Below are 22,652 nucleotides of genomic sequence, written 5' to 3'. Positions count from 1 at the left end.
TTCGATCGATACGGGTTCGGGCGCGGTGCAGCTTTGCTCAGCCGCGTTCGAGCCGCGTCAGCGCGTCGGCATGCGGCGGCATATGCGCCAATGAGGCGGTGACGACCTGCTCGATCTGCGTGATACGGTGCGCCGCACGCGCGATCGGCAGCGCCGCACAAAGCGGGTCGTGACCATCGACGACGGCGTTCTGCCCGGTCAACAGCGCAAGCCAGCTCGTCTCGTTGAACAGTTCGTCGGGTTCGCGGAAGATGCGCCCGCCATCCCGAAACATCGCGAGTTTTTCAGCGAGGCCCTCGGGAATCGGTGCCGCCGCCCGGTCGCGCCAGAAGTGTTCCGGGCGCGCGTTGAGATGATAATGCGCGACGAGGAAGTCACGGATGCGGACGAACTCCGCGGTCATCACGCGGTTATAGCGGTCGATCACGGCAGACGATGCGACACCCGTACCCGGCAGCATCCGCAGCAGATGCTGGAGCCCACTCTGCACCAGATGGATGCTGGTCGATTCGAGCGGTTCCATGAATCCCGCGGCGAGCCCCAGCGCAACGCAATTGCCCGACCAGAATCGACGGCGGTGCCCGGTCGCGAAGCGGATCACGCGCGGATCAGCCAACGCCTCGCCCTCGATCCCGTCCAGCAGACATGCGGTCGCCTCATCCTCGCTCATGTAGCGGCTCGAAAAGACGTGACCGTTGCCGGTGCGGTGGCGCAGCGGGATGCGCCAGCGCCATCCGGCGGGTTGCGCGATCGCCCGGGTCAGCGGCAATGGGGCGGCGTCGGCGGACGAGGGCACCGCGACCGCACGGTCGCACGGCAGCCATGACGACCAATCTTCCCAGCCCGCGGCCAGCGCACCCTCGATCAGCAATGCACGGAAGCCGCTACAGTCGATGAACAGGTCGCCTGCGATCCGCGTCCCGTCGGCCAGGTGAACCGCGGCGATGCCCGCCGGGCCCTGTTCGACACGCACCACCATGCCTTCGCAGCGGACGACGCCGTGTGTTTCAGCTTGCTTGCGGAGGAAGTCGGCATAACGCGCGGCGTCGAAGTGATAGGCGTAACCGATGCGCGACAGCGGTGAGTCGCCGTTGGCGATCGGCTTAGAGAACCGTCCGGTTTCGGCTGCGCGTGCTTCCAGCGAATATTGGCCCAGGTCCTCGGCCTCGCCCGCCTGCCGGGCACGGAGCCATTGCGCGGCGAACGACAGGCCGGCGATCTCGGTGCCGATCTGGCCGAATGGGTGGACGTAGCTCTCAGTCGGATGCGACCAGCCTTCGAACCGGATGCCGAGCTTGTAGCTGCCACCGGTCGCAGCCAGGAACGCGTCTTCATCGATCCCAAGCATGGCGTGAAAAGTGCGGATCGGCGGGATCGTCGCTTCACCGACGCCGACGGTTGCGATCGTGTCCGACTCGACCAACGTGACGCGGCCACCGGCCGGGACGAGCAATCGGCCGAATGCGACGGCGGCCATCCACCCAGCGGTGCCACCACCGACGATGACGACGGTCATGCCCCGCGCAGTTTCGGATCTGTCGGGTGATGGATTGGAGCTCATGCTATCCTCGGGGAGGGCGTATCTATGATGGGCGGCGCAACACGCCTTATGCAGGTGGTAAGGCCGACATGGTCAATACCCGACCTCCAATTATCCCTGATACCGTAATGCCGGGCGCGTCCGCGGCCTGAGATAGTGTCGCCCTTAATCGATGTTAGCGCGGGTTGGCGGGCTCACCATATCCGGCCGAACTATTCGGCTATATCGTATAAATAAGATTGTACGCCGCCTGTTATCGTATATTTGATTGGCTTAATCCAAGGTCTTGCCCGCTACGTGGTACCGTTACAAACAATGTAACAATTGTGGCGTTCTGTTGCATTTTCGCACTAGCTGTCCGCTCAGGTGCGCGCTACAAAGTACCTTGTCAAAGCGCGCAATTCACAAATGATAGCGCTATCAGGGAAGAGGGGATGCAGGGCATCATGCAGCGAGAGTCTGGCAATACGCAGTCGTATGTTCGCGGTGCGGCACTGAAGAGTGGCGTGTCGCTTTTTGCGGTGTGTCTGGCCGCTTTGCCGTACGCGGCGATGGCGCAGTCGATCGACGCTGCGGGTGACGCACCCGCATCGCAGAGCACGCCGACCCCTAACGCGCTACAGCGTACCGCACCTTCTGATCGCGCCGCCGCGGCACAGCCCTCGACCGCAACCGGATCGCAGCCGTCTGCCAATGCGCAGGTTCCGTCCGGCGGTGCCGACGTGACCCAGGCCGAGCAGTCGACGGCGACTCCGCAGCAGGAAGCCGCGACGCAGGACGTCGTCGTCACCGGCATCCGCCGCAGTCTGCAGACCGCGCAGGCGATCAAGAAGAATTCCGAAGTCGTCGTCGACTCGATCTCGGCAGAGGATATCGGTGCGCTGCCGGATCGCTCGGTGACCGAGGCGTTGCAGCGCGTTCCCGGCGTCTCGATCAGCCGTTTTGCGGCAGGGGCCGATCCCGATCACTTCTCGACCGAAGGCTCGGGCGTCGTCGTCCGCGGGCTGACCTACACCCGTTCCGAGATCAATGGTCGCGATTCGTTCAGCGCGAACAATGGGCGCGGCCTGTCGTTCGCCGACGTGCCGTCCGAACTGCTCGGCGGTGTCGACGTGTTCAAGAGCCCGTCCGCGGACATGATCGAAGGAGGCATCGCCGGCACGGTCAACCTGCGCACCCGCCTGCCGTTCGATTCGACGGGATTCACGCTCGGCGGCACGCTCGAGAACAATTATGGCGACTTCGTCAAGAAGTCGGCGCCGACCGTATCGGTCCTGCTCAGCGATCGCTGGGAGACGGGGATCGGCCAGTTCGGCCTGCTCGGCAGCTTCGTCCGCTCGCAGGTGCGCAGCCGTGCCGACAGCGTCCAGATTTCGAACTGGGGCGAGCGGCCGCGTGGCACCGATGGCGCCTATTATCAGCTCAACCAGTATAACGCCGCGAACAACCTGATCACGCGGACCGACGGATCGACGGTTGCGGGCGACGGTCTTTTCTATGTGCCGCGTGGCGCCGCCGTGCGCAGCCAGGAATTCAACCGCACGCGTTATGGCTTTTCGGCCGCGGGGCAGTGGCGCAGCAACGACGGGACGATGAACGCGACCGCGCAGTTCCTGCGGTCCGACTCGCGTGAGGCCTGGACCGAGAACTCGATCGAGGTCGCGACCGACAACGTTCTGTCGGCAGGTGATTCTCAGCCCTATCCCGGCACCAGCTTCACGTTCGATGACGACAATGCGTTCACCAGCGGTCTGATCACCGGCCCGAACGGGTATCGCGCCGACCAAGGCACCGACATGCGCACGCCGACCAACGGCCTGCAGAGCAACAACATCGCGCGCGGCAATACCGGGCGCTTCATCACCAACGACGCAAGCTTCAACTTCAAGTGGCAGCCGACCACGCGGCTTGGCGTGACGGTCGATTACCAGCATGTCTGGTCGAAGGTGACGGTGACCGATCTGACGGTCTGGGGCACGACCTACCAGAATGCGGACATCCGCCTGAACGGCAACGATCCCGCCTATGTGAACTTCGTGCCGGTCGCGAACACGCCGAACAACTATCAGAACGCAGCGCATCCGAGCTATCTCGATCCGTATAACAGCTTCTACCGCTCGGCGATGGATCACATCGAGGACAGCGCAGGCAACGAGGACGCCGCGCGTATCGATCTGGACTATTCCTTCCCGGAGGAGAGCTGGCTGACCTCGGTCCGTGCCGGCTACCGGTTCTCGGATCGTCAGAACGAGGCGCGCTCGACCGCCTATAACTGGGGTGTGCTGAGCGAGATCTGGGGCGGTGGCGACGGCAGCGGCGCAGGTGCCGGTGCGGCTGGCGGACCGGTGTGGTTCGATCGCCCGATCGACGGCAATCCGACCACCCGCGATGTCGGCACGCCGGGCCCGCAACAGGCGTTCCTGTACGACAATTTCTTCCGCGGTCAGGCCAATGATCCGTCGAACGGCGGGCGGGTGTTCTTCCCGGGCAATCAGCTGCAGGATTACGGCAGCGCGGTACAGCAGATCAGCCAGATCGCCCGCGAGTGGCGCAATTTCACGTCGACCAACTCGGGCGCGGACGGCTGGGTGCCGCTTGCGCAGCGCTCCGGCGTCATCGCGGGAACACCGTTCCGTCCCGGCGAGGTCAACCCGGTCACCGAGCGCAACAACGCCGCCTATGTCGCGGTCCGGTTCGGCAACGACCTGTCGAACGGCTGGAACGTCAGCGGCAATGTCGGCGTGCGCTACACCAGGACCGAGCGGACCTCGTCGGGCTTCTTCGCGTTCCCCAACCAGTCGTTCAACTGCGTGGCGCCAACCGATGGCTCGGCGATCTCGCGGTTCTGCGCCTTGCCGGACGCCACGCGTGCCGCAGCCGCGGCGTTCCAGAACGGCGCGCTCGTCGCCAACGACGCCAAGCTGACCTATGATTATTTCCTGCCCAGCTTCAACGCCAAGCTCGCGGTCGGCGGTGGTCTCCAGTTCCGCGCCGCATTCAACAAGAGCGTTGCACCGCCCGAATTCGGCCTGACGCGCTCGTTCTACAATATCGGCCTGAACACCAGCGACCAGACGATCCTCTTCAACGGTGGTCCGGTCGCGATCTTCGACGTCGGCAATCCGAACCTGAAACCGGTGCGCGCCGACAATTACGATCTGACGGCGGAATGGTATTTCTCGAGCGTCGGTCAGCTGACCTTCTCCGCGTTCGCCAAGAACCTGTACGGCGTCCAGTCGGTCGGTACGCAGCGGTTGAGTTTCACCAACAATGGCTCGACGTTCGACGCGATCGTCACCACGCCGCTGAACTCGACCGAGACCGGCAAGGTGCGCGGCTTCGAAGTTGGGTACCAGCAGACCTATGGCTTCCTGCCGTCGGTCCTAGGCGGGCTCGGCTTGTCGGCCAACTTCACCTATGTCCACTCGACCGGTGTGTCGCAGCAACAGCTCGACCCGAACGATCCGAACGTTGCGGCCGGGATCATCTCGTCGGTCGACACCAGCAAATTGCCGTTGCAGGGGCTGTCGAAATACCAGTTCAACATCGGGCCATTCTATCAGCGCAACGGGCTGGAGCTTCGTGCGGCGTATAACTGGCGATCGCGCAACCTGTTGACGATCCGCGACGTCATCACGCCGTTCTCGCCGGTCTATGCGGAATCCTATGGCCAGCTCGATGCGTCGATCTTCTATGCGGTGACGCCATCGATCCGGATGGGTTTCCAGGGCGTGAACCTGACCAAGTCGGTCACGCGCACCTCCTATGTGATCAACGACGACCTGCTGACGCGTCCGCGCAACTGGTTCATCAACGACAGTCGCTTCACCTTCTCGATCCGCGCCTCGTTCAAATAGGCGCTATCGGACTCGCCGAACGGCGGGGCAATCTCCTGCGCCTGGGGCGTCCCGTTCGCGGGGCGCCCTTTTTTAGGATCAGGCCCGCCGCTGCGCGAATAGTTCAGGGCCTGGTCGAGAGCCGAACCCTCAATAGCTGAGGCGAACCGACATCCGCACGGCGCGCGGTGCGCCGGGGAAGACCCAGACCGGACTGTACGAGCTTTGCGCATACCGGGCGTCGAACAGATTATCGGCTTCGAGGCGCGCGGCGAGGGTCGGCGAGAAGGCATAGTCGACCGCGGCCTTCGCCTTGAGATAGCGCGGCAGGACGAGGCCGCTGGTGTCGATCGCGCCCGCGCGGGCGCCGACATAGCTGGCGCCAGCGCTGATAGACGCACCGCGGCCGCCGGGGTCGAGAAACCGGCCTAGAACGAACAGCGTGGCGGCGTGCTCGGGTACGTTGAGTACGCGATCGGTGGCAAAGCTGCGATCGTCGGTCCGCGCATGAGTCCAGGCATAGTTGGCGACCAGTTGCCAGCGGGCGGCTATTCGCAATGACGCGTCGAATTCGATCCCGCGGCTGGTCAGCGATCCGACCGGCGCCAGGAAGTTCGGATCGACCGGGTCGTTCGTCAGGATATCGCGCTTGGCGATGTCGAATCCGGTCACCGCGATATCGAGACCGGGAAACGCCGCGGTAATGCCGAGCTCATAGCCTTTGCCGCGTTCGGGGGCGAAGCCTTGACCGTCGCGCCCGGTCCCCGAGTTAAGCAGGAAGCTTTCTCCCCAATTGGCATGGACCGCGAACCGCTCGTCGATCGCATAGCGTCCGCCGAACCGGACATGGACGGGCTCGTCGATGCTCCGGCCGGTCTGCCCCGTGCGGTTGTTGCGGACCTGTTGGCGATAGGCGTCGAACCGCACGCCACCGGTGAGCGTCAGCCGCTGCGTCACGTCCCACATGTCCTGGATGTAGAGCGTGCCCACGCGACGCGTCTCGTCATTGTCGGTGAACGGCAGCAGGGGCAGCGCCTGGCCGCCATAGAGCGGCGCGAAGACATTGACCGCGTGCGGCGCAGCGGCGGTCGGGTTCCTGCGGAGCAGGCCTTCGTGATAGTCGAGCGTATAGCCTTTGATCCCGACGCTGGCCCGGTGCGCGCCGAATTCGCCCGTCAGTTCGAGCCGTGCCGAGAGATCCTCGACCGTGTAATCGCGCGCCCGGCGCTGACGCCACAGCGTGTCCCCTGCGACCAGACGGGACTGGTCGGACGAGAATCCCCGCAGCGATCCCGTGCGTCGCGCGATACCGCCGTTCAGGGTCATCCGGTCGGTGACGGCGATCTGGCCGGACAGTTGATGCCGGATATTGCGAAACCGCGTCGTGCCATCGGAGGGCTCGCCATAGAAACGCGATCGGGGCAGCGCGTTCGCGTCGCCGCCGATCGCCGGAATACCGCGGTCGAACGGTGCATCGAACTGCGTGATCTCGCCGACATAGGTAAGCCGGATGCCATCGCGCGGCGCCCAGGTCAGCGATGGGCTTACCACCCGGCGGCGTAACGTGACGAAATCGCGCCAGCCGTCACTGTTCTCGGCTGCAACCACGATCCGTGCCGCGAGCGTCCTCGATAGCGGACCGGTCACATCCAGTTCGGCACGTCGCGTATCGAACGAGCCATAGGTCAGCGTGGCGGTCGCCCTCGGGGTAAAGCGCGGCGTCTTGCTGACGATGTTGACCCGGCCACCGGGATCGATGTCGCCGAACAGCGCGCCCGCCGGGCCCTTCAGCACCTCGATCCGCTCGGCCGTCACGGGATCGCGTGGCGGGCCGAGGCCACGGTTCGCCAAAAAGCCGTCGACATAATATTCCGCGCCGCCATCGGGCGTGCCGAGAAACCCGCGAATGGCAAAATTGTCGAGGAAGCCGCCACGATTGTTCTGGTTGCTCACGCCGCTGACCAGTTCGAGGGCATCCGACAACCGATACGTTCCCGCCGCGCTTAACAGGTCGCGTTCGAGCGACCGGCTGGACGGCGACATACGTTCGGTCGAGATATCGGATGACAATGTCCGGTCGGGCTGCGTGCCTCGGGTACCCAGCACGACGATCTCTTTACCGTCCGCCTCGCGGACGATTTCGTCGCCGTCCGCTTCGCGATCGGGGTCCTGCGCCGCCAGTGGAAGCGGCAGCGCGAAGCACAGGAGTGCGGAAATGTGGCCGGTACGTCGCAGGAAAGTCGACAAGACTGGTTGCCTTTTTGGTAATGATGTAACATCGCAATGACGGAGGTATGACGACGATGTCAATGACGAGAAACGCGGTGGCGGTCTCCGGCGGGGTGCAGGGACGGATCCAGCCTATTGCGGTTAAGCGTCAGCGGATCGTGTCGATCGACGCGTTGCGCGGGCTCGTCATGCTGGTGATGCTGGTCGATCACACCCGCGAGTTCTTCTATCTTCACGCGCAGGTCAGCGATCCGATGACGATCGCGACGACGCCGCCCGGCTTGTTCTTCTCGCGGCTTGCGGCGCATGTGTGCGCACCGGTGTTCGTTCTGCTGACCGGGCTGGCGGCATGGTTATACGCAGAGGGCAGGGCGCCGGAGCAACGTCGCGCGGCGGCATCGTCCTTCCTGCTCAAGCGCGGGCTGTTCCTGGTCGCGCTCGAATGGACCATCGTCAATTTCGCGTGGACGTTCGATCCGTCTCCGGCGATCGTCTATCTCCAGGTGATCTGGGCGATCGGGCTGTCGATGATCGCGCTCGCGGCAATCGTGCATTTGCCGCGCAGCCTGGTCGTCGTGCTCGGACTGGCGATCGTGTTGGGGCATAACCTGCTCGATCCGATCGCGATCGCGCCGGGCGAGCAGGGCCACGCGATCTGGGCGGTGCTGCACGATCGCGGTCTGCTCGACCTTCCGTTCGGAGGACAGGCTCGAACATCCTATCCCGTGCTGCCGTGGATCGGCGTGATTGCGCTGGGTTGGTCAATCGGCCCCTGGTTCGCGCAGGCCGTCGATCGCGTTCAGCGCCGCAGTCGTCTGCTGGTTGCGGGGGTGGCGCGCTCGCGCTGTTCGCGATCCTGCGGACGATCAACGGCTATGGCGAGCCGCTGCCGTGGCAGGATGGCGGCGGGACGCTTGCCACGGTCATGAGCTATCTCAACCTGACGAAATATCCGCCATCGGCCGACTTTCTGCTCCTGACCTTGGGGACCGGGGTGATCCTGCTCGCCGCGATCGAGCGGATGCCCGCGCGCGTGACGACGCTGTTGGCTGTGTTCGGATCGGCGCCTTTGTTCTTCTACATCCTGCATTTGTATGCCGTGCATGCGTTGAACATCGCGGCCGGACTCGTGCTGGGCTCGGATGGCAAGCTGGTGAGCGTGCCGAATGTGGCGGCGCTCTGGCTGGTCGCGGCGCTGGTCGCGGTGCCGTGCTGGTTCGCGTGTCGAAGCTTTGCCGCCTTCAAGCGTACGCGCACCGGCTGGTGGTGGCGGTATCTCTAACGCCAGGCTTTACGGCGGCGCAGGATGATGCGCGCAGGATCGCTGCGCGCATCGCTCGTGGTCAGATCAGGCCTTCGTGCTGCATCGCCTTCTGGACGGACGGACGCGTCATCAACCGGTCGCGGAACGCGGCCAGATTGGTGGGGACGGTGATTTCGTTCTTTCGTGCCCACAACAGCATGACGAACAGATAGAAATCGGCGACGCTGACGTCCGCGCCGAACAGGAAATCAGCCTGCATCGTGTCCGCCAGATAGGTCATGCGCTTGACGATCGTCTCGGCGGCCTTCGCCTTCTCGTCATCCCCCGCACCCGAGAAGAACGGCTTGAAGCTCTTGTGGATCTCGGTCGAGATGAACGCCAGCGCTTCGAGAAGATGCGTATGCCCCATCGCACCCGCGGGCTTCAGCGCCGTATCCTGATGCGCGATCCAGTCGAGGATGGCGATGTTCTCGCTCAACGTCTCGCCGGAATCGAGCGTCAGGGCCGGCACATAGCCCTTGGGATTGATCGTCGTGAAATCGGCACCGCTCTCGGTCCGCTTCGCCTTCAGGTCGACCTTTTCATGCTCGAACGGCATTCCCGCCTCGTGCAGCGCGATATGATCTGCAAGGCTGCAGGCGCCGGGCGAATAATAGAGCTTCATGATGGTCTCTCCGTGGTGAACGGCGTGAACGCGCAGGATCTCGATCGGCTGCCCGGGGCGAAGCGGACTGGAAACGGACTCGAAACGGTCGGGGCCTAGACTGCTTATTCGAGATCGTCGTCGTCGATGACGACCACGTTCGCGTTGGGACGCTGGTCGGCGACATCGGCACAGACGTCGAGGATTTCATCGCTGAACCGTTCGAACAGTTCGAGCGCGTCGTTCTCGGGCTCGTCGCCGCTGAGTTCGCGGAGCACGGCATATTTCACTGCGAAATCGCGCTCGTCGCCATCGATCTCGGCGGTGAACTCGATCTGGTGGGCGACGTCGTTGTCGGTAAGGCTCGCTTGGTCGACGGTGATACGGCTTGGCATGGCTTTGTACTCCTGGAAAAGGACAGGCCCTGCCCAAGAGCGTTGGCGCAAGCAAGGGGTTCGCGTCGGAGAAGAAAGATTGAGCATCGTCACGGCGAATATCGCGGTGCACGCTTGGCACAGATACGTGCTACCTCTTGCGAGCACCGGCAAACGTCGGGCAGGCGTCTCTACGAGGACGCAGACGGATGAAAGGGGCTGGGGGAAGATGGTTTTGGCGGAGGTATCGGTGCCGTCCAATCGGCGGCTGATCCAGTTGGTTACCGACAGTCCGATCCCCTCGGTCATCAGCGATCCGCGGCTGCCCGACAACCCGATCGTTGCCTGCAATCAGCCATTTTGCGATCTGACCGGCTACCCCGCCGAGGATGTCATCGGGCGTAACTGCCGATTTCTGTCGGGGCCGGCGACCGAGCCGTGGCTGTCCGAGGAGATTCGGCGCGGGGTCCGCGAGCATAAGCCGGTGCTGGTCGAGATCCTCAATTACAAGCGTAACGGGCAGCCGTTTCGCAATGCCGTTCTAGTCGCCCCGCTGTATGACGAGGAAGACCGTCTGCTGTACTTTCTGGGCTCGCAGGTCGAGATCGATACCAATGCGGCGACGCCGACCAGCATGCGACGGATCCGCGCCGCCGAGATGGTCAAGGCGCTCTCGCCGCGCCAGGGTCAGGTCCTCAAGCTGGTCGCGCAGGGCCTGCTCAACAAGCAGATCGCCGGAGAACTGGGACTCGCCGAAAAGACCGTGAAGATGCACCGCGGCATCCTGATGGAGCGTCTCGGCCTCAGGACCACCGCCGACCTTATCCGATTGGCGGTCGAAGCCGGTCTTTGAACCGCGATTCTGGGCCGCGATCCGGACACCGCGCGGCGAGTCAGCGGCGTGCGGCGTAACGACCGATATGGACCAAGTTCCGTATCGCAGGCGGGTCTGGCGGGGCGTATTCCGGACTTGGTCGTCACAGCGGCCAGGGCGCGGGGCGTATCAGCCAACGCCGCGGGTCCTGGGTGGAACTCCCTCCGATACCCTTCAAGGTCGCTGTGGCGCCATCCTCGGGTGAGACCGAACCGGCGATGATCGGCTCGCATCGCCCGCAACTAGCCCGGCATGCCACTGTAGCAAGCCCGGCGCAGCAAGGTGATGGAGATCCCGATGGACATCATAACCCCGTTCCAGTTCTCGCTGGTCTATAATGCGTTTTCGTTCACGTTCGCGACGATGGCCGCGGCGACCGCTTTCCTCTGGCTTAGTCGATCGCAGGTCGCACCGGCGTATCGTACCGCGGTCACGATCTCCGGATTGGTGACCGCGATCGCGGCGTATCATTATCTGCGCATCTTCGAGAGCTGGAATGCGGCCTATACCTTCAAGGACGGCGTGATCGAGGCGACCGGTTTCGCCTTCAACGATGCCTATCGCTATGTCGACTGGTTGCTGACCGTGCCGCTCCTGCTGGTCGAGTTGGTGCTCGTGATGCGGCTGTCGCCGGAACAGACGTCGTCGAAGACGGTCCGGCTCGGATCCGCCGCGGCGCTGATGATCGTGCTGGGCTATCCCGGCGAGATCGCAGCCGATATTCCGACCCGCGCGCTGTGGGGGACGCTGTCGGCGATCCCGTTCGTCTACATCGTCTGGGAGCTGTTCCGCGGGCTTGGTGAGTCGATCGAACAGCAGCCGGTCGCGGCCCGCGATCTGGTCCGCCGCGCGCGCCTGCTGACGTTCGCATCCTGGGGATTTTACCCAATTGTATACATGGCGCCCTACGCCAACCTAACCGGCGCCACCGCAACGACCGTGATCCAGCTTGGCTACACCATCGCAGACATCGTCGCGAAGGCCGGCGTGGGCGTCCTGATCTTCATGATCTCGGTGCGCAAGTCGCAGGTCGAGGCGCACAGCCCGCTGGTTCACGCCGAGTGATCGCGGTGCCCGGCGCCGCATGATGGGTGCTGTCAGCACGAACCACCACCGCGTCCAGATTGGGCGCGGTGGTGTCGTGTCGGCTGCGTTCTGGCTTGCCGGCGTGTATCTCGTCATCGCGTCTGCCGCGCAGCTGCCGCTCGATGGACCCACCGCGACGACAATCGCGACCCTGGTCTTCGTTGCGGGCGGATTGCCGCATGGCGCCTACGACATCGCGCTACTCGCCCGCTCGACCGGTCTTCGCAGCGGCGGGCTGGGGCTGGCTGTTATGGCGTACATCGGTGTCGCAGCCACGATGTCGGCGCTGTGGCTGGTCACCCCGGTAGTAGCGCTGATCCTGTTCCTGATCGTTGCAGCGATCCATTTCGGTGAGGACTGGACGATGATCGACGAGCCGCTGCTCAGAATGGCAGCGGGCACTGCGATCATCGCGGCGCCCGCGATCGGCCACCCAGCGACGGTCGCCCAACTCTTTGTCAGCATGGCGGGCGGCCCCGGCGGTGAGGTCGTCGCGCAAGCGATGATCGCATTGGCGCCGGTTGCGTTGCTGGTGACCGGCGTGGGGATCGGGGTGGCGTGGCACGAAGGCGCGCGCGAGTGGGCAGCGGCGACGGCGTTCGCGATTCTGGCTTTGATCGTGATGCCACCCGTCGCGGGCTTCGCGCTTTTCTTCGTGTTTCTGCATTCGCCACGCCATATCGCTGCCGCCCGTACAGTGCTGGCCGGAATGTCGCGGACAATGTGGCTGGCGACCGGAGCAGGGATGTCCGCGTTCGCGATCGGCGGGTGGTTGGTTTTTGCGACGCACGTCGAGGGCTTGCCGACCGATATAACGGCACAGGCGTTTCAGTTGTTGGCGGCCGTCGCCCTGCCGCATCTGCTGTTGTCGCGCTGGCTCGAACGGCGGCTCGAACGGCGTCTGGAACTGCCGTCTGCAGTGTTACGGCAGACCTAGCCGCCCAACATCCGATCCGCGAGCATGCGGCCCGATAGCCACGCGCTTTCGATCCGCGGCGCGAGCAGCCAATCGCCCGCGGCGCCAAGTCTTGCCTCGGCGTTCCACAGCGCGCCGTGATTGGCAGCAGTGGCGCGGGCGTAACGCCAGCGATGCCCGGCGCGGACGATCGGCTCGGGCATTGGCTCTTCGGCATGATCCGCCAATGCCGCGAGGAGCCGCCCGACAACGCTGTCCGCCGAGTCTTCGAGATGGGTCGTCGACCAATCCGGCGTGGCCTGGACCACCCACGCCTCCGGGCCGTGACGCCCCGGCTTGGCGCTGTTGCGCGCCGCCCAGCCGATGATGCCGGCGTGTCTGATTATGTCGTCGGCAATCGCCACGGGTTGGGCAAAGGCCAGCATTACAGTCCAGCTCGGCGAGGAGCGGCAGGCCTCGGCCTCGGCCGCCATTACCGGATCATGATCGGCCAATAGCGGCGCGGCCTGTTCGGCGGGAACGGCGATAACGACGGCGTCGAACGGGCCTGCTATAAGAGAATCGGTCGGGGATAGGTCGCTAGGAGCGAAATCGGTCGGAGACAGCGCGATATGCCAGCCCGCATCGCTGCGGCGAATCTCGGTCACTCGGTGCCGCCAGTGAACGTCGGCTTGGTCGGCGAGATACTTGACGATCGCGTTCATGCCCGGGGTGCCGACCCAGGCATCGTCCCCCGCCGCGGGCCAGCGGGCGATCAGCCCAGCTGCCGCCCATTCGCCGACCGCCGTGACAAAGGCCGGATCGCGCGCCGTCAGATATTGTGCGCCGTGATCGAACGCTGCCTCACCCGCAGACGTCTCGACACGTCGTGTCGACATCCGCCCGCCGGCACCGCGGCCCTTGTCGAACAGCGTGACACCGTGGCCGGCGTCCTGCAGGCGAAGCGCGCACGACAGACCGGCAATGCCCGCACCAATGATCGCGATTCTCATGACGGTCTCCGTTATACCCGTACCGCCGGGGGCGGGCACGCACCGCATGAACGGTCCGCTCCGACGCTACAATACCGGTAGGTCGCCGATACCCGGCATCCTCGTGGGAAGTTGATCTTCCTCAACCTGGCATGGCCGCGTTGACGGCGCATGCGGTTGGTCAGCGCGGTGTGGCGAGCGCGCAGACCGCATAGCCGAGCGGAGGGAGCGTGACGGTAAGGCTCCCGGGGGCTGCGATCTTGCCGCAGCCCGTGCCGGCAAGCGTCCGTGCCGACGTCGCGCCGACGCCGATCTCCACCTGCCGGGTCAGCGCAGTCGTCGCGGTGTTGAACGCCAGCAGGACTTCCGCCTTCGTGACCGGATCGAAGCGCGAGATCGCGAGCAGCCCCGGCATGTCCTCACGCGCGCGGAGCGTCTGCCGGCCGCGGGTCAGTGCGGGCGTGGCGGTGCGGAGTCGTGCCAAAATGGCCGTCTGGCGAAACAGCGGATTGTCGCCGCTGAAATGCGCGGTGGCGGTTGTGCTGTCGGTGCCGATCAGATGATTGTCGTTGTACACCGCGACCTTGCTGGCGAACATGTCCTCGCGGGCGTCCTGATCGTTACCGTCGCTCACAAAGCCTTGTTCGTCGCCAGAATAAATCGTCGGCACCCCGCGCAGCGTCAGCAGCATTGCGTTGGACAGCATCACCCGCGCCAGCACTTCGTCGTCGCCCGCTCGCGGAAATGCCTTGCGTACGAAGGTCGCGAACCTGCCGTCGTCATGATTGCCAGTAAAGGTCGGTAACGTCACCGCGGTGTCGAAGCCTCGGGCATATAGCGCGTCACCGTCGAACAGCGCCTCGAATGCGTCGGTCCCACGCGTACCCGCAACCGTCTCGACGATCGCCTGTCGGAATGAGAAGTCGAGTACCGCGGGTAGTTTGTCGACGATCGTGTGTTGCGCGAGCACGGCGGGGCGTACCTCGTGGTCCGAAACCTCGCCGAAGATGTGGAAATTGGGAATGCCCTTGGCGGCGGCACGGGCCTGCATCGCAGGGACGAACGCAGCCCAGAATTCGGGGTTCACATGACGCGCGGTGTCGATGCGGAAGCCATCTACACCGTAGCGATCGATCCAGTCGCCGAAAATGTCTATCATCCCGGACACGACCCGAGGATTCTCGGTCATCAGATCGTCGAGACCGACGAAATCGCCCATCGTCGAACTTTCGTTGCGATAGGTCGTGTCCCCACGATTGTGATAATAGCGCACGTCGTTAAGCCAGCCAGGAACCTTCACGTCTCGCTCGCCGGCGGGGACGAATGGGGTATAGGCATAGTCGCTGCGGGTGAGCTTGGCGAAATTGTCGGCGGTGTGGACATCGTCGCCGGTGAAGCCTGGATTGATCGCTGCGCCATTGGCGCCAAGCCGACGCTGGTACGGATAGTCTGCCCGGCTACGATAGGCGCATTCGCGTTTGCCGACGCACTCGCGGTACTGGATTACGTCCGCGGTGTGGTTGATGATGATGTCCATATAGACCTTCATCCCGCGGCCATGCGCGGCTGCGACCAGCGCCGCAAAATCCGTGTTGGTGCCGAGATGCGGGTCGACCTGCGTGAAATCGGTGATCCAATAGCCGTGATAGCCGGCAGATTGCTGGCCCGGTGCGCCCTGTACGGGCTTGTTCTTGAACACCGGTCCGACCCAGATTGCGGTCGCGCCGAGGTTCTGGATATAGTCGAGGCGCCGGGTCAGGCCTTTGAGATCGCCGCCGTGGAAAAAGCCCTTGGCGGTCGGATCGAAGCCGGTGACCTGCGCGCCGCCGCTCAACCCACCACGATCATTGGAGGGGTCGCCGTTCTCGAACCGATCGGGAAGCAGGAAATAGATGACCTCGTCCTGCGGCAGCCGCGCGCGGTAGTCAGCGACCTTTGCGGGCGTGGTCATTGTCGGCGGGGTCCTTGCGGCCCCAATCTGCGCGGCGACCAAAGGAGTCTGCTCGGCTACCACAGGTTTAGGGGCGGCCAACGCGGGAGGCGCGGCGAAGGCCAGCGCTAGCAGTATCGTGGATCTTTCGGCCAACCTCGACATGCACTTCCCCTCCATCACCGCATGCCCGATCGTGCCGACCATGTTACCGTTCGCTGTGCGGATGCTCGGTCGCGAAACCAAGCATGGCGCATACGTATTCACGCGGTCCGCAAGCGCAGGGGCTGGATAGGAAGGCGAGTCCAAGAAAGCGGGGGACGGCGCAAACCGTTTGAGCGGGGCGCCTGATTGAAGCGACTATCGAAGATATCGGGCGTCTGTGCCCGGGCGCTTTCACCCATCCTCACGCCTCCCAAACCGCAACATCCGCGGAAGGCCCCGGAACATCATCGGAATGAGGATTTCCGATAATGCGAAAAAATGGCGGAAAGCCTTGGTGCACCCGACTGGATTCGAACCAGTGGCCTCTGCCTTCGGAGGGCAGCGCTCTATCCAGCTGAGCTACGGGTGCCGGATGGCCCGCCTAGCAAAGCGAAACGGGGGACGCCAGACGTTTTCGCGATCAGGGCTCTTCAGTCGGTGTGTGAATGACCGCTTGGGGTGACGAACTCGTGGCAGATCTGCTTTTTGGCAGCGGCGTCTTGGGTTTGTATGCGCACAGATCGCTCACGATGCAGCGCCAGCATTCGGGCGTCCGCGCCTTGCAGACATAACGGCCGTGCAGGATCAGCCAGTGATGCGCGTGGAGACGGAATGGCTGTGGAGTCGCCTTGTCGAGTTTCAGCTCGACCGCGAGCGGGGTCTTGCCGCGGGCGAGGCCGGTGCGGTTGCCGACGCGGAAGATGTGCGTGTCGACCGCGAACGTCTCGGCGCCGAACGCGACGTTGAGCACGACGTTCGCGGTCTTGCGTCCGACACCGGGCAGTCGCTCCAGTGCCGCGCGATCGTTCGGGACTTTGCCGCCATAATCGTCGATCAGCATCTGCGAGAGTGCGATGACGTTCTTCGCCTTGGTGTTGAACAGGCCGATCGTCTTGATGTGGCGCTTCAGCTCATCGAGGCCGAGCGCAACCATCTTCTCCGGCGTATCGACCTCGCGGAACAGCGCACGCGTGGCCTTGTTGACGCCGATATCGGTGGCCTGCGCGGAGAGCGCGACGGCGACGACCAGCGTATACGGGTTGACGAATTCGAGTTCGGTTTCGGGGTGCGGATCGGCTTCGGCCAGACGCGCGTAGAACTCGATGACGTCGGCTTTTTCACCGCATTACAGCCCGAGCACGTCGCCCATCCGGTACCGGCCGGCAGGCTGACCGGCGAGCCAGATCGCCGCGCGTACTGCCCCTCGTGCAAAGATCGAGCGATCGTCGCCACGGTGGTTGAGTTCGATTCGTTCGCCTTCACCCGCGAAGATCACGCTATGGTCGCCGATCACCGATCCGCCGCGGAGTGACGCGAAGCCGATCGTACCTTCGGTGCGCGCGCCGACAAGGCCGGCGCGGCTGTCGACCCGGAGTTCGGCGAGTGACGATCCGCGGCCCTTGGCGGCGGCATCGCCGAGCAGGAGGGCGGTGCCCGACGGCGCGTCGACCTTGTGCTTGTGGTGCATCTCGACGATCTCGACGTCCCAGTCGGGGCCGAGCCGCGCGGCGGCCTCGCGGACGAGGATACCAAGCAGGGTCACGCCGAGCGAGGTGTTGCCGGTCTGGAGGATCGCGATGTCCTTCGCCGCGTCGTCGATCATCGACTGGTGCTGCGGCGACAACCCGGTGGTGCCGATCACGATAGCGGTACCAGCAGCGCGCGCAGCCGCGAGGTGCGCCTCGACCGCGGACGGCGTCGAAAAATCGACGAGCACGTCGGCAGTGCGGGCGAGTGGGTTCGGGTCCTCGCGCGCGTCGACGCCGCCTGCGAGGGACGCGCCGGCCGCCTCGATCGCATCGACGATCGCCCGGCCCATGCGGCCGGCGCTGCCGTAGATGCCGATTGCGGGCGAACTGGTGGCGGTCGGGGTGGCTTGGGTCGCGAGCGTCTGCATGGGCCGCGCTTTGCACCAAGCGGCGGTTCGGGGACAGGGGGAGCGGTAGCTTGAGGCAATTTCTCCGCGAAAGACGGCGTCGTCTTTCGCGATGTACGGACCTTAGCGGCGGGCGATCAGGTCTCGGACAAGGTCGAGGTCGGCCGGCTTGTCGACATCGACTGCGGCGAGGCCGAACGGGCTGGCCACCGCTGCGGCGTTCAGGCCGGCGAGACGTCCGAGGTGCGCGAGGGCCGCGACCAGTGTCAGGCGACCCGACATATAGCGGAGCAGCGTGCCGATTCCGAGCCTACGGACGATCCGCCATGGCCGCTTGCGATCCGCCTCGACCTGCGCCCAGAGATCGAGCGCGGCGACCGAGCGGGGTGTGGCGAAGTGGAACAGATTGCACCCAGACCACGCGCCATCGGCGAAGCGGAGAAAGGTGCGTTTTGTGCCGGGCGCGGCGGCTTCGATCACGTCCTGGCGTGCGAGCAGGGCGGCGACGTCGGCGTTTGCCGGTACGTCGGCGAGGAAGCGTGTGATCCATTCGGGCTGGAGCAGTGCATGGTCAGCGGTGGTGACGAGGAGCGGGGTGCCGAGCGCCTCGATCCCGTCACGCACGCTGCGGCTGGGGCCGGATGCGGCGGTCAGGACAGTGAGGCCAAGCGCGGTGGCAGCGTCTCGGACCGTGTCGTCGGACACCGAGACCGCGATCTGCGTTGCGCCGGCCTCATGCAGCACCTGCGCGACACGGGCGAGCAGGGTCTGGCCATCGAGCACGATCAACGCCTTATGCGATACGTCCGCATAGGCCGCGACCGGATCGACGCCGCCGCGTGATCCCGCGAGGATCAGCGCGTTGAATCCTTTGCTCATACCGTCTTTTCACTCGTCTGCGCTCGCGCGCGCCAGACCCGCCATAGTACACCGGGTGCCGCGAGGATCGGATGCTTCTCACGCCATGGGGTCAGCGGCACGGCGACGCCGGTGTGGCGCTCGACCTTCCAGATGCCGTAGCGCGCGGCGCCCTCGAAGGTGAAGGCAGCGCGTACCAGGCGAGCGATGTTGAGCGGTTTGCCCGCGCGGCGGCGGCGTGCCCAGGCCTGAAGCAGGGCGCGATGTCGTGCCGGCGCCAGGTCGGGTTTCAGCATGCCGGCCTCGTCGCGGAAGGCGATGCCGTCGGCGGTCCACGCCAGCGGGAGGAGTTCGGCATAGCGCACTGGATCGAAGCCGAGGATTTGCCCCTCGCGACCCTTGCGTTCGACGCGGAGTTCCGCGGCATAGGTCTGGCGGAACAGCGCGCGCCAATACTCGTCTGCGGTGCCCGACTCGGGGCCGAGCGCGGCGGCAAAGCGCGCGGCGGACTTGGCCGCGTCGGCGATGGCCTTGGCAACTTGCCTCGCGGTGTCCGGATCGCGCACCCAGACGAGTGCGGAGGGCTGCACGAACCGGGTCCAGATCGTCGTGTCGAGCGTCCGCGCCGCCGCCGCCTTCGCGAAGGTTGCCAGCCGCATGGTGGCGATCTTCGCGCGCAGCGTCTCGCCGTGCAGGTCGAACTCGCGGTAGCTGACGGTCGGCCACATGCCGCGCTCGGGTGGGCCAGCGGTCAGCACGTAGAAGTCGAGCACGCCTTCGGTCGCGCCGGTGCGCAGGTTCGAGCCGTAGAACAGCACCGCCACGATGTCGTCCGATCCTTCCGCCAGCAACGCCGCGACGTCGCGGACCGCGGGGATGGTAGGGACGTGCAACTGGCGGCGGACGACGTCGCCGAGCGTGATCACGGGACGACGAAACTGAGCGCGCGCGCTTCGCGGACGGTCAGGTCGCCACCGGGATAGACTTCGCCATCGAGGATGAATCCCGAGTCGATCGACAGGTCGAAGCTTGGCGAATCGATCCGATGATAGCCGGCGCGGTCGAGCCATTCGGCGGGCGAGCCAGCGACGATCAACGGCGTCGCAGCGGCGAGCCAGCGTGGCGGCGCATCAACCAACAGAGTCTTCAGCCCGGCGCGAGGGACGCCGAACGGACGGATGCCGATCGGCATGCGCTTCAGCGTCGAGGCGAGCAGGATGTAGCGCGCACGATCGGTGTCGGCGTGCTTGCCGGCGGCATGAATGCCCTCGTCGCCGCGCGACTGGAAGCGGATCCGCATCCGGTTGCCCGCACGCCACGCGCTGTTAGCGCCACCGAACAATGTCTGCAGGATCGCCCAGCACAATGCGAGCCCGACCGCGACGCCGTTGAAGGCGCCGGCGCGGTGCGTCCGCTGGGCCAGCGCGGTGGCGTCGACGAACGCGCCCGCGCCGAACAGGAAGCCACATAGTTTGGCGCCGCTGTCCTTGCGGATCACCTCGACGGGACTGCGCAACTTGACGCGACCATGGCGTGCCGCGGTCAGCGCCTGATCGAGCGTCCAGCTGTCGGGGATGCCGAGATCGAGCGCCAGCGCGTTGGTCTTGCCCGAGGGAACGATCGCAACGCGCGGCGCAGCACCGGTCCAGACGCGCGCGGCGGCAGTCATCACGTCGCGGATCGTGCCGTCGCCGCCATCGATCACGAGCAGTTCTATGCCGTGACGTGCGAAATCGGTCAGGACTTCGGCGAGCTCATCCTGCGTGCGCGGCGTGACGGCCAGAACGGTGCCCGACAGGAAGGGCTTGGTCGCCTCGACGCTGCTGCGGTTACGATGGCTCTTGGGGTTGCAGATGATCCCGGTACGGATCTTCGCAGCAGCCTCGCGCGGGTTCACGCCCGGCCGATCCAAGGCAGCGGAATCGAACATCCCCTCGGGCAGCCACGCGGGCACCACCGGAGGGAGAGCGATTGCCCGCCAAAGGCATCAAAGTTCGAAACAGCATCGGCCACGATATAGGGATACCCGTCACGGTACAGAACCGCTACAAATTTGTGTCAGTAGGATTTCCGTTCCGCGTCGGTCGCAGTCCGGACGCAAATTATCCGCGATACCGCATCTTCATCCGCACGACAGCGCCGGATGCGGGCAGGGCCGTGCGGACCGCGTCGAACGACGGCAGTCCGATCGAGGTTGGTGCATCGTTGGAAAAGCCGAAGCCCTCCTTTGGCATGAGCAACGTCCGGTTGAATTTATGATCGCCATTCTCGTCGTGATATTGCGCGATCGCATAATGGCCGGGCTTCATCCAGAAGCAGGCGTGCGGGTTTGCGGCAGATACGCGCGCGCGTCCGACCTTCGCACCCTTTGCCAAAAACCGGGATTTGTCGTCGGGATAGATCGCGAATGCGACTTGGCCGGCGGTGTTGTGCAGTGTCATCGCCTCGAGAATCAGCTTGGCGTTGCCGTTGCCCGGCGCGCCTTCGCAGGTCTCGGCGGCCCGGGCCTGAACCGGCACGAGCGCGGTCGCCGCGCCGAGCGCGATAAGGAATGCGTAGTTCATCGCTAGACCAAGACCCGAAAATAGTGGCGATAGAGCGGCGCGCAGATGACATTTGCGACGTGAACGCGGCGTTTATCGCAAACGTCGGCCGCTCTGTGGGTTTATGCCTGGTCGGGTGTCCGCGTCATCCGTGCCGCCGCGAAGCCCAGCAGGATTGCCACCGCAACCGATCCGGAGGCGACCGCGGCGGCAATCCCTGCCGAGCCATATGTCGGCATCAACGCAAACGCCGCCACGAACAGCAACCCGACCCCGACGGCGCGAATCGCGAACACCGTGCCCGCGCGGTGCAGCGCGGTCATCACCGTGTCGAGGCTGACGGTGGCGAGGTCGAAGCACCCGGCGGCGGCGAGCCACAACAATACCGGGTAGGCGCCGACGAACGACTTGCCGCCGATGACCTTCAGGATCGGTTCGCCGACCAGCGCGACGATCGCGAGGATGACGAGCGCGGCGGCGGTGCTGGCGAGCATCGTCCGGATCAGAATGCGGCGCAGGCGCGACGGCTCGGCGGTGCGGACCGCGCGGACGATCTCGGGGAAGGCAGCGCGCGACAGCATCTGCGACAGTTTCGCGAGCGCCTGCGCCAGTTGCGTCGCCAGCCGGAACGCACCCGCCGCCGCCGGGCCGATCGATGCGCCGACCAGGAGCAGCGGGATCTGCTTGCTCGACAGGCCCAGCGTCGCGCTCGCGTTGGTGCTGAGCGAGAAGCGGACGATGCCGGGGTTCTCGTCGCGGACCTGCCGCCAGGTGCCGCGGCCGCTCGCGAGCAGGCGTAGATCGCCGCTTTTCGCGACCATGATCCAATAGGTCGCGGCGGTGACGATCTCAGCGACCGCCCAGGCGAGCATGAAGCCGCGGATCGTCGGTTCGAAGATCATCGCCGCGCCCGCGCCGACGAAGCGCATGATCGGCGTCATGCTGTCCGCCACCGCCGACAACGAGAATTTGTCGCGCAGCCGCAGGATGCCGAGCGGGGTGGAGCGGATCGTGATCAGCTGCACCACCGCGAACATCAGCGTGTCGCGCATCAGGTCGGGCGGGATGCCGAACCCGTCGCTCCACGCGAACAGGATCGCCACGGTCAGCACGGCACCGACCAGCGCGCTGCAGATGTCCAGGATCGCGGACAGCCGGAGCAGGCGGGCAAGTCGCGGCGTGTCGCCGTGCTGGATCGGCTCGACGCCGTATTGGACGATGATCTGCCACGTCTGGAACCCGACGAATGTGGCGAGCGCCTGCGCCGCCCCGGAGATCAGCGCGAACCGGCCGAAATCGACGACGCCAAGCGTGCGTGTCGCGAACCCGAGATAGAAGAGCGACAGGATCGCCAGCACGCTGCGACTGGCTAGCAGCCAGCCGAGGTTGCGCGCCGCCGCCCGCAAAATCCCGGTCGTGCCGGCACGTGCCGGCGCATCCGCCGGGGCCGGAGAAGGAGCGGGGTCCTGAACCATCTGCGACCGGCCCCTAGAGCGCGATGGCGAGGG

General features: G+C 65.1%; 19 protein-coding genes and 1 tRNA gene. 6 read left to right on the top strand and 14 right to left on the bottom strand.

Annotated features, from left to right (window positions below; genetic code table 11):
- Positions 1 to 37: 37 nt before the first annotated feature.
- Complete coding sequence (locus tag QP164_RS08790; RefSeq protein WP_333922899.1) at positions 38 to 1,516, bottom strand: tryptophan halogenase family protein; 1,479 nt, start codon at positions 1,514 to 1,516, stop codon at positions 38 to 40.
- Between the two features lie 458 nt (positions 1,517 to 1,974).
- Here QP164_RS08790 and QP164_RS08785 point away from each other — a divergent pair, with 458 nt between their 5' ends.
- A complete protein-coding gene (locus QP164_RS08785) occupies positions 1,975 to 5,397 on the top strand; it encodes a TonB-dependent receptor (protein ID WP_333922898.1) in 3,423 nt (1,140 codons plus the stop codon).
- A 129-nt stretch (positions 5,398 to 5,526) separates the two neighbouring features.
- On the opposite strand, the gene QP164_RS08780 is transcribed toward QP164_RS08785, so the two are convergent.
- Positions 5,527 to 7,623, bottom strand: coding sequence for a TonB-dependent siderophore receptor (locus QP164_RS08780; protein WP_333922897.1), 2,097 nt, complete (start codon positions 7,621 to 7,623; stop codon positions 5,527 to 5,529).
- A gap of 47 nt (positions 7,624 to 7,670) precedes the next feature.
- Here QP164_RS08780 and QP164_RS08775 point away from each other — a divergent pair, with 47 nt between their 5' ends.
- Positions 7,671 to 8,534, top strand: coding sequence for a DUF1624 domain-containing protein (locus tag QP164_RS08775; RefSeq protein ID WP_333922896.1), 864 nt, complete (start codon positions 7,671 to 7,673; stop codon positions 8,532 to 8,534).
- Positions 8,531 to 8,887, top strand: coding sequence for a hypothetical protein (locus tag QP164_RS08770; protein WP_333922895.1), 357 nt, complete (start codon positions 8,531 to 8,533; stop codon positions 8,885 to 8,887). Before QP164_RS08775 ends, QP164_RS08770 begins: the two co-directional genes overlap by 4 nt.
- Before the next feature lie 61 nt (positions 8,888 to 8,948).
- Here the strand turns inward: QP164_RS08770 and QP164_RS08765 are convergent, their stop codons facing one another.
- Entirely contained in the window at positions 8,949 to 9,533 is a 585-nt protein-coding gene (locus QP164_RS08765) for a glutathione S-transferase N-terminal domain-containing protein (protein ID WP_333922894.1), read from the bottom strand.
- Between the two features lie 104 nt (positions 9,534 to 9,637).
- Positions 9,638 to 9,907, bottom strand: coding sequence for a DUF1488 family protein (locus tag QP164_RS08760; protein ID WP_165886556.1), 270 nt, complete (start codon positions 9,905 to 9,907; stop codon positions 9,638 to 9,640).
- 229 nt (positions 9,908 to 10,136) lie between these two features.
- Here QP164_RS08760 and QP164_RS08755 point away from each other — a divergent pair, with 229 nt between their 5' ends.
- The 3 genes from QP164_RS08755 to QP164_RS08745 all read left to right on the top strand — a co-directional run bounded on the left by QP164_RS08755 (position 10,137) and on the right by QP164_RS08745 (position 12,783).
- Entirely contained in the window at positions 10,137 to 10,739 is a 603-nt protein-coding gene (locus QP164_RS08755; protein ID WP_332754324.1) for a LuxR C-terminal-related transcriptional regulator, read from the top strand.
- Between the two features lie 318 nt (positions 10,740 to 11,057).
- The gene (locus QP164_RS08750; RefSeq protein ID WP_333922893.1) at positions 11,058 to 11,825 is read left to right on the top strand and encodes a bacteriorhodopsin-like; all 768 of its coding nucleotides are present in this window, start codon (positions 11,058 to 11,060) and stop codon (positions 11,823 to 11,825) included.
- Between the two features lie 22 nt (positions 11,826 to 11,847).
- On the top strand, positions 11,848 to 12,783 hold the full coding sequence (locus QP164_RS08745) for a Brp/Blh family beta-carotene 15,15'-dioxygenase (protein WP_333922892.1): 936 nt from the start codon (positions 11,848 to 11,850) through the stop codon (positions 12,781 to 12,783).
- Here QP164_RS08745 and QP164_RS08740 read toward each other — a convergent pair.
- From QP164_RS08740 to QP164_RS08695, 10 genes are all read right to left on the bottom strand, one after another.
- Positions 12,780 to 13,754: an NAD(P)/FAD-dependent oxidoreductase gene (locus QP164_RS08740; protein WP_333922891.1), complete on the bottom strand. Its 975-nt coding sequence runs from the start codon at positions 13,752 to 13,754 to the stop codon at positions 12,780 to 12,782. The two genes, QP164_RS08745 and QP164_RS08740, sit on opposite strands and share 4 nt — an antisense overlap.
- A gap of 160 nt (positions 13,755 to 13,914) precedes the next feature.
- On the bottom strand, positions 13,915 to 15,684 hold the full coding sequence (locus QP164_RS08735) for an alpha-amylase family glycosyl hydrolase (protein WP_333922890.1): 1,770 nt from the start codon (positions 15,682 to 15,684) through the stop codon (positions 13,915 to 13,917).
- 476 nt (positions 15,685 to 16,160) lie between these two features.
- Positions 16,161 to 16,237, bottom strand: a tRNA-Arg gene (locus QP164_RS08730).
- Positions 16,238 to 16,288: 51 nt separating this feature from the next.
- Positions 16,289 to 16,972: an endonuclease III gene (nth, locus tag QP164_RS08725; protein WP_333924220.1), complete on the bottom strand. Its 684-nt coding sequence runs from the start codon at positions 16,970 to 16,972 to the stop codon at positions 16,289 to 16,291.
- Positions 16,973 to 16,993: 21 nt separating this feature from the next.
- The gene (dapB, locus tag QP164_RS08720) at positions 16,994 to 17,764 is read right to left on the bottom strand and encodes a 4-hydroxy-tetrahydrodipicolinate reductase (RefSeq protein WP_332754319.1); all 771 of its coding nucleotides are present in this window, start codon (positions 17,762 to 17,764) and stop codon (positions 16,994 to 16,996) included.
- 102 nt (positions 17,765 to 17,866) lie between these two features.
- Complete coding sequence (locus QP164_RS08715; protein WP_332754318.1) at positions 17,867 to 18,622, bottom strand: nucleotidyltransferase family protein; 756 nt, start codon at positions 18,620 to 18,622, stop codon at positions 17,867 to 17,869.
- The gene (locus tag QP164_RS08710) at positions 18,619 to 19,527 is read right to left on the bottom strand and encodes a hypothetical protein (RefSeq protein WP_333922889.1); all 909 of its coding nucleotides are present in this window, start codon (positions 19,525 to 19,527) and stop codon (positions 18,619 to 18,621) included. Before QP164_RS08710 ends, QP164_RS08715 begins: the two co-directional genes overlap by 4 nt.
- Complete coding sequence (locus QP164_RS08705) at positions 19,524 to 20,531, bottom strand: diacylglycerol/lipid kinase family protein (RefSeq protein ID WP_333922888.1); 1,008 nt, start codon at positions 20,529 to 20,531, stop codon at positions 19,524 to 19,526. The genes QP164_RS08710 and QP164_RS08705 overlap by 4 nt, the downstream gene beginning before the upstream one ends.
- A gap of 172 nt (positions 20,532 to 20,703) precedes the next feature.
- Entirely contained in the window at positions 20,704 to 21,165 is a 462-nt protein-coding gene (locus tag QP164_RS08700) for a DUF2141 domain-containing protein (protein WP_333922887.1), read from the bottom strand.
- A gap of 101 nt (positions 21,166 to 21,266) precedes the next feature.
- Positions 21,267 to 22,619, bottom strand: coding sequence for a lipopolysaccharide biosynthesis protein (locus tag QP164_RS08695; protein ID WP_333922886.1), 1,353 nt, complete (start codon positions 22,617 to 22,619; stop codon positions 21,267 to 21,269).
- Between the last annotated feature and the right edge of the window lie 33 nt (positions 22,620 to 22,652).

It is taken from the genome of Sphingomonas sp. LR59 (assembly GCF_036855945.1).
In the GTDB taxonomy this organism is placed as follows: Bacteria; Pseudomonadota; Alphaproteobacteria; order Sphingomonadales; family Sphingomonadaceae; genus Sphingomonas.
The sequence above is the reverse complement of the archived record's forward strand: the minus strand, read 5'-3'. Positions and strand labels throughout refer to the sequence as shown.

Bases quoted from the DNA above. Each gene is read 5' to 3' on its own strand.
- QP164_RS08790 (WP_333922899.1), bottom strand. From the start codon at position 1,516: ATGACCGTCGTCATCGTCGGTGGTGGCACCGCTGGGTGGATGGCCGCC.
- QP164_RS08785 (WP_333922898.1), top strand. From the start codon at position 1,975: ATGCAGGGCATCATGCAGCGAGAGTCTGGCAATACGCAGTCGTATGTT.
- QP164_RS08775 (WP_333922896.1), top strand. From the start codon at position 7,671: ATGACGACGATGTCAATGACGAGAAACGCGGTGGCGGTCTCCGGCGGG.
- QP164_RS08770 (WP_333922895.1), top strand. From the start codon at position 8,531: ATGAGCTATCTCAACCTGACGAAATATCCGCCATCGGCCGACTTTCTG.
- QP164_RS08765 (WP_333922894.1), bottom strand. From the start codon at position 9,533: ATGAAGCTCTATTATTCGCCCGGCGCCTGCAGCCTTGCAGATCATATC.
- QP164_RS08760 (WP_165886556.1), bottom strand. From the start codon at position 9,907: ATGCCAAGCCGTATCACCGTCGACCAAGCGAGCCTTACCGACAACGAC.
- QP164_RS08750 (WP_333922893.1), top strand. From the start codon at position 11,058: ATGGACATCATAACCCCGTTCCAGTTCTCGCTGGTCTATAATGCGTTT.
- QP164_RS08745 (WP_333922892.1), top strand. From the start codon at position 11,848: ATGGGTGCTGTCAGCACGAACCACCACCGCGTCCAGATTGGGCGCGGT.
- QP164_RS08740 (WP_333922891.1), bottom strand. From the start codon at position 13,754: ATGAGAATCGCGATCATTGGTGCGGGCATTGCCGGTCTGTCGTGCGCG.
- QP164_RS08735 (WP_333922890.1), bottom strand. From the start codon at position 15,684: ATGACCACGCCCGCAAAGGTCGCTGACTACCGCGCGCGGCTGCCGCAG.
- dapB (WP_332754319.1), bottom strand. From the start codon at position 17,764: ATGCAGACGCTCGCGACCCAAGCCACCCCGACCGCCACCAGTTCGCCC.
- QP164_RS08715 (WP_332754318.1), bottom strand. From the start codon at position 18,622: ATGAGCAAAGGATTCAACGCGCTGATCCTCGCGGGATCACGCGGCGGC.
- QP164_RS08705 (WP_333922888.1), bottom strand. From the start codon at position 20,531: ATGTTCGATTCCGCTGCCTTGGATCGGCCGGGCGTGAACCCGCGCGAG.
- QP164_RS08700 (WP_333922887.1), bottom strand. From the start codon at position 21,165: ATGAACTACGCATTCCTTATCGCGCTCGGCGCGGCGACCGCGCTCGTG.
- QP164_RS08695 (WP_333922886.1), bottom strand. From the start codon at position 22,619: ATGGTTCAGGACCCCGCTCCTTCTCCGGCCCCGGCGGATGCGCCGGCA.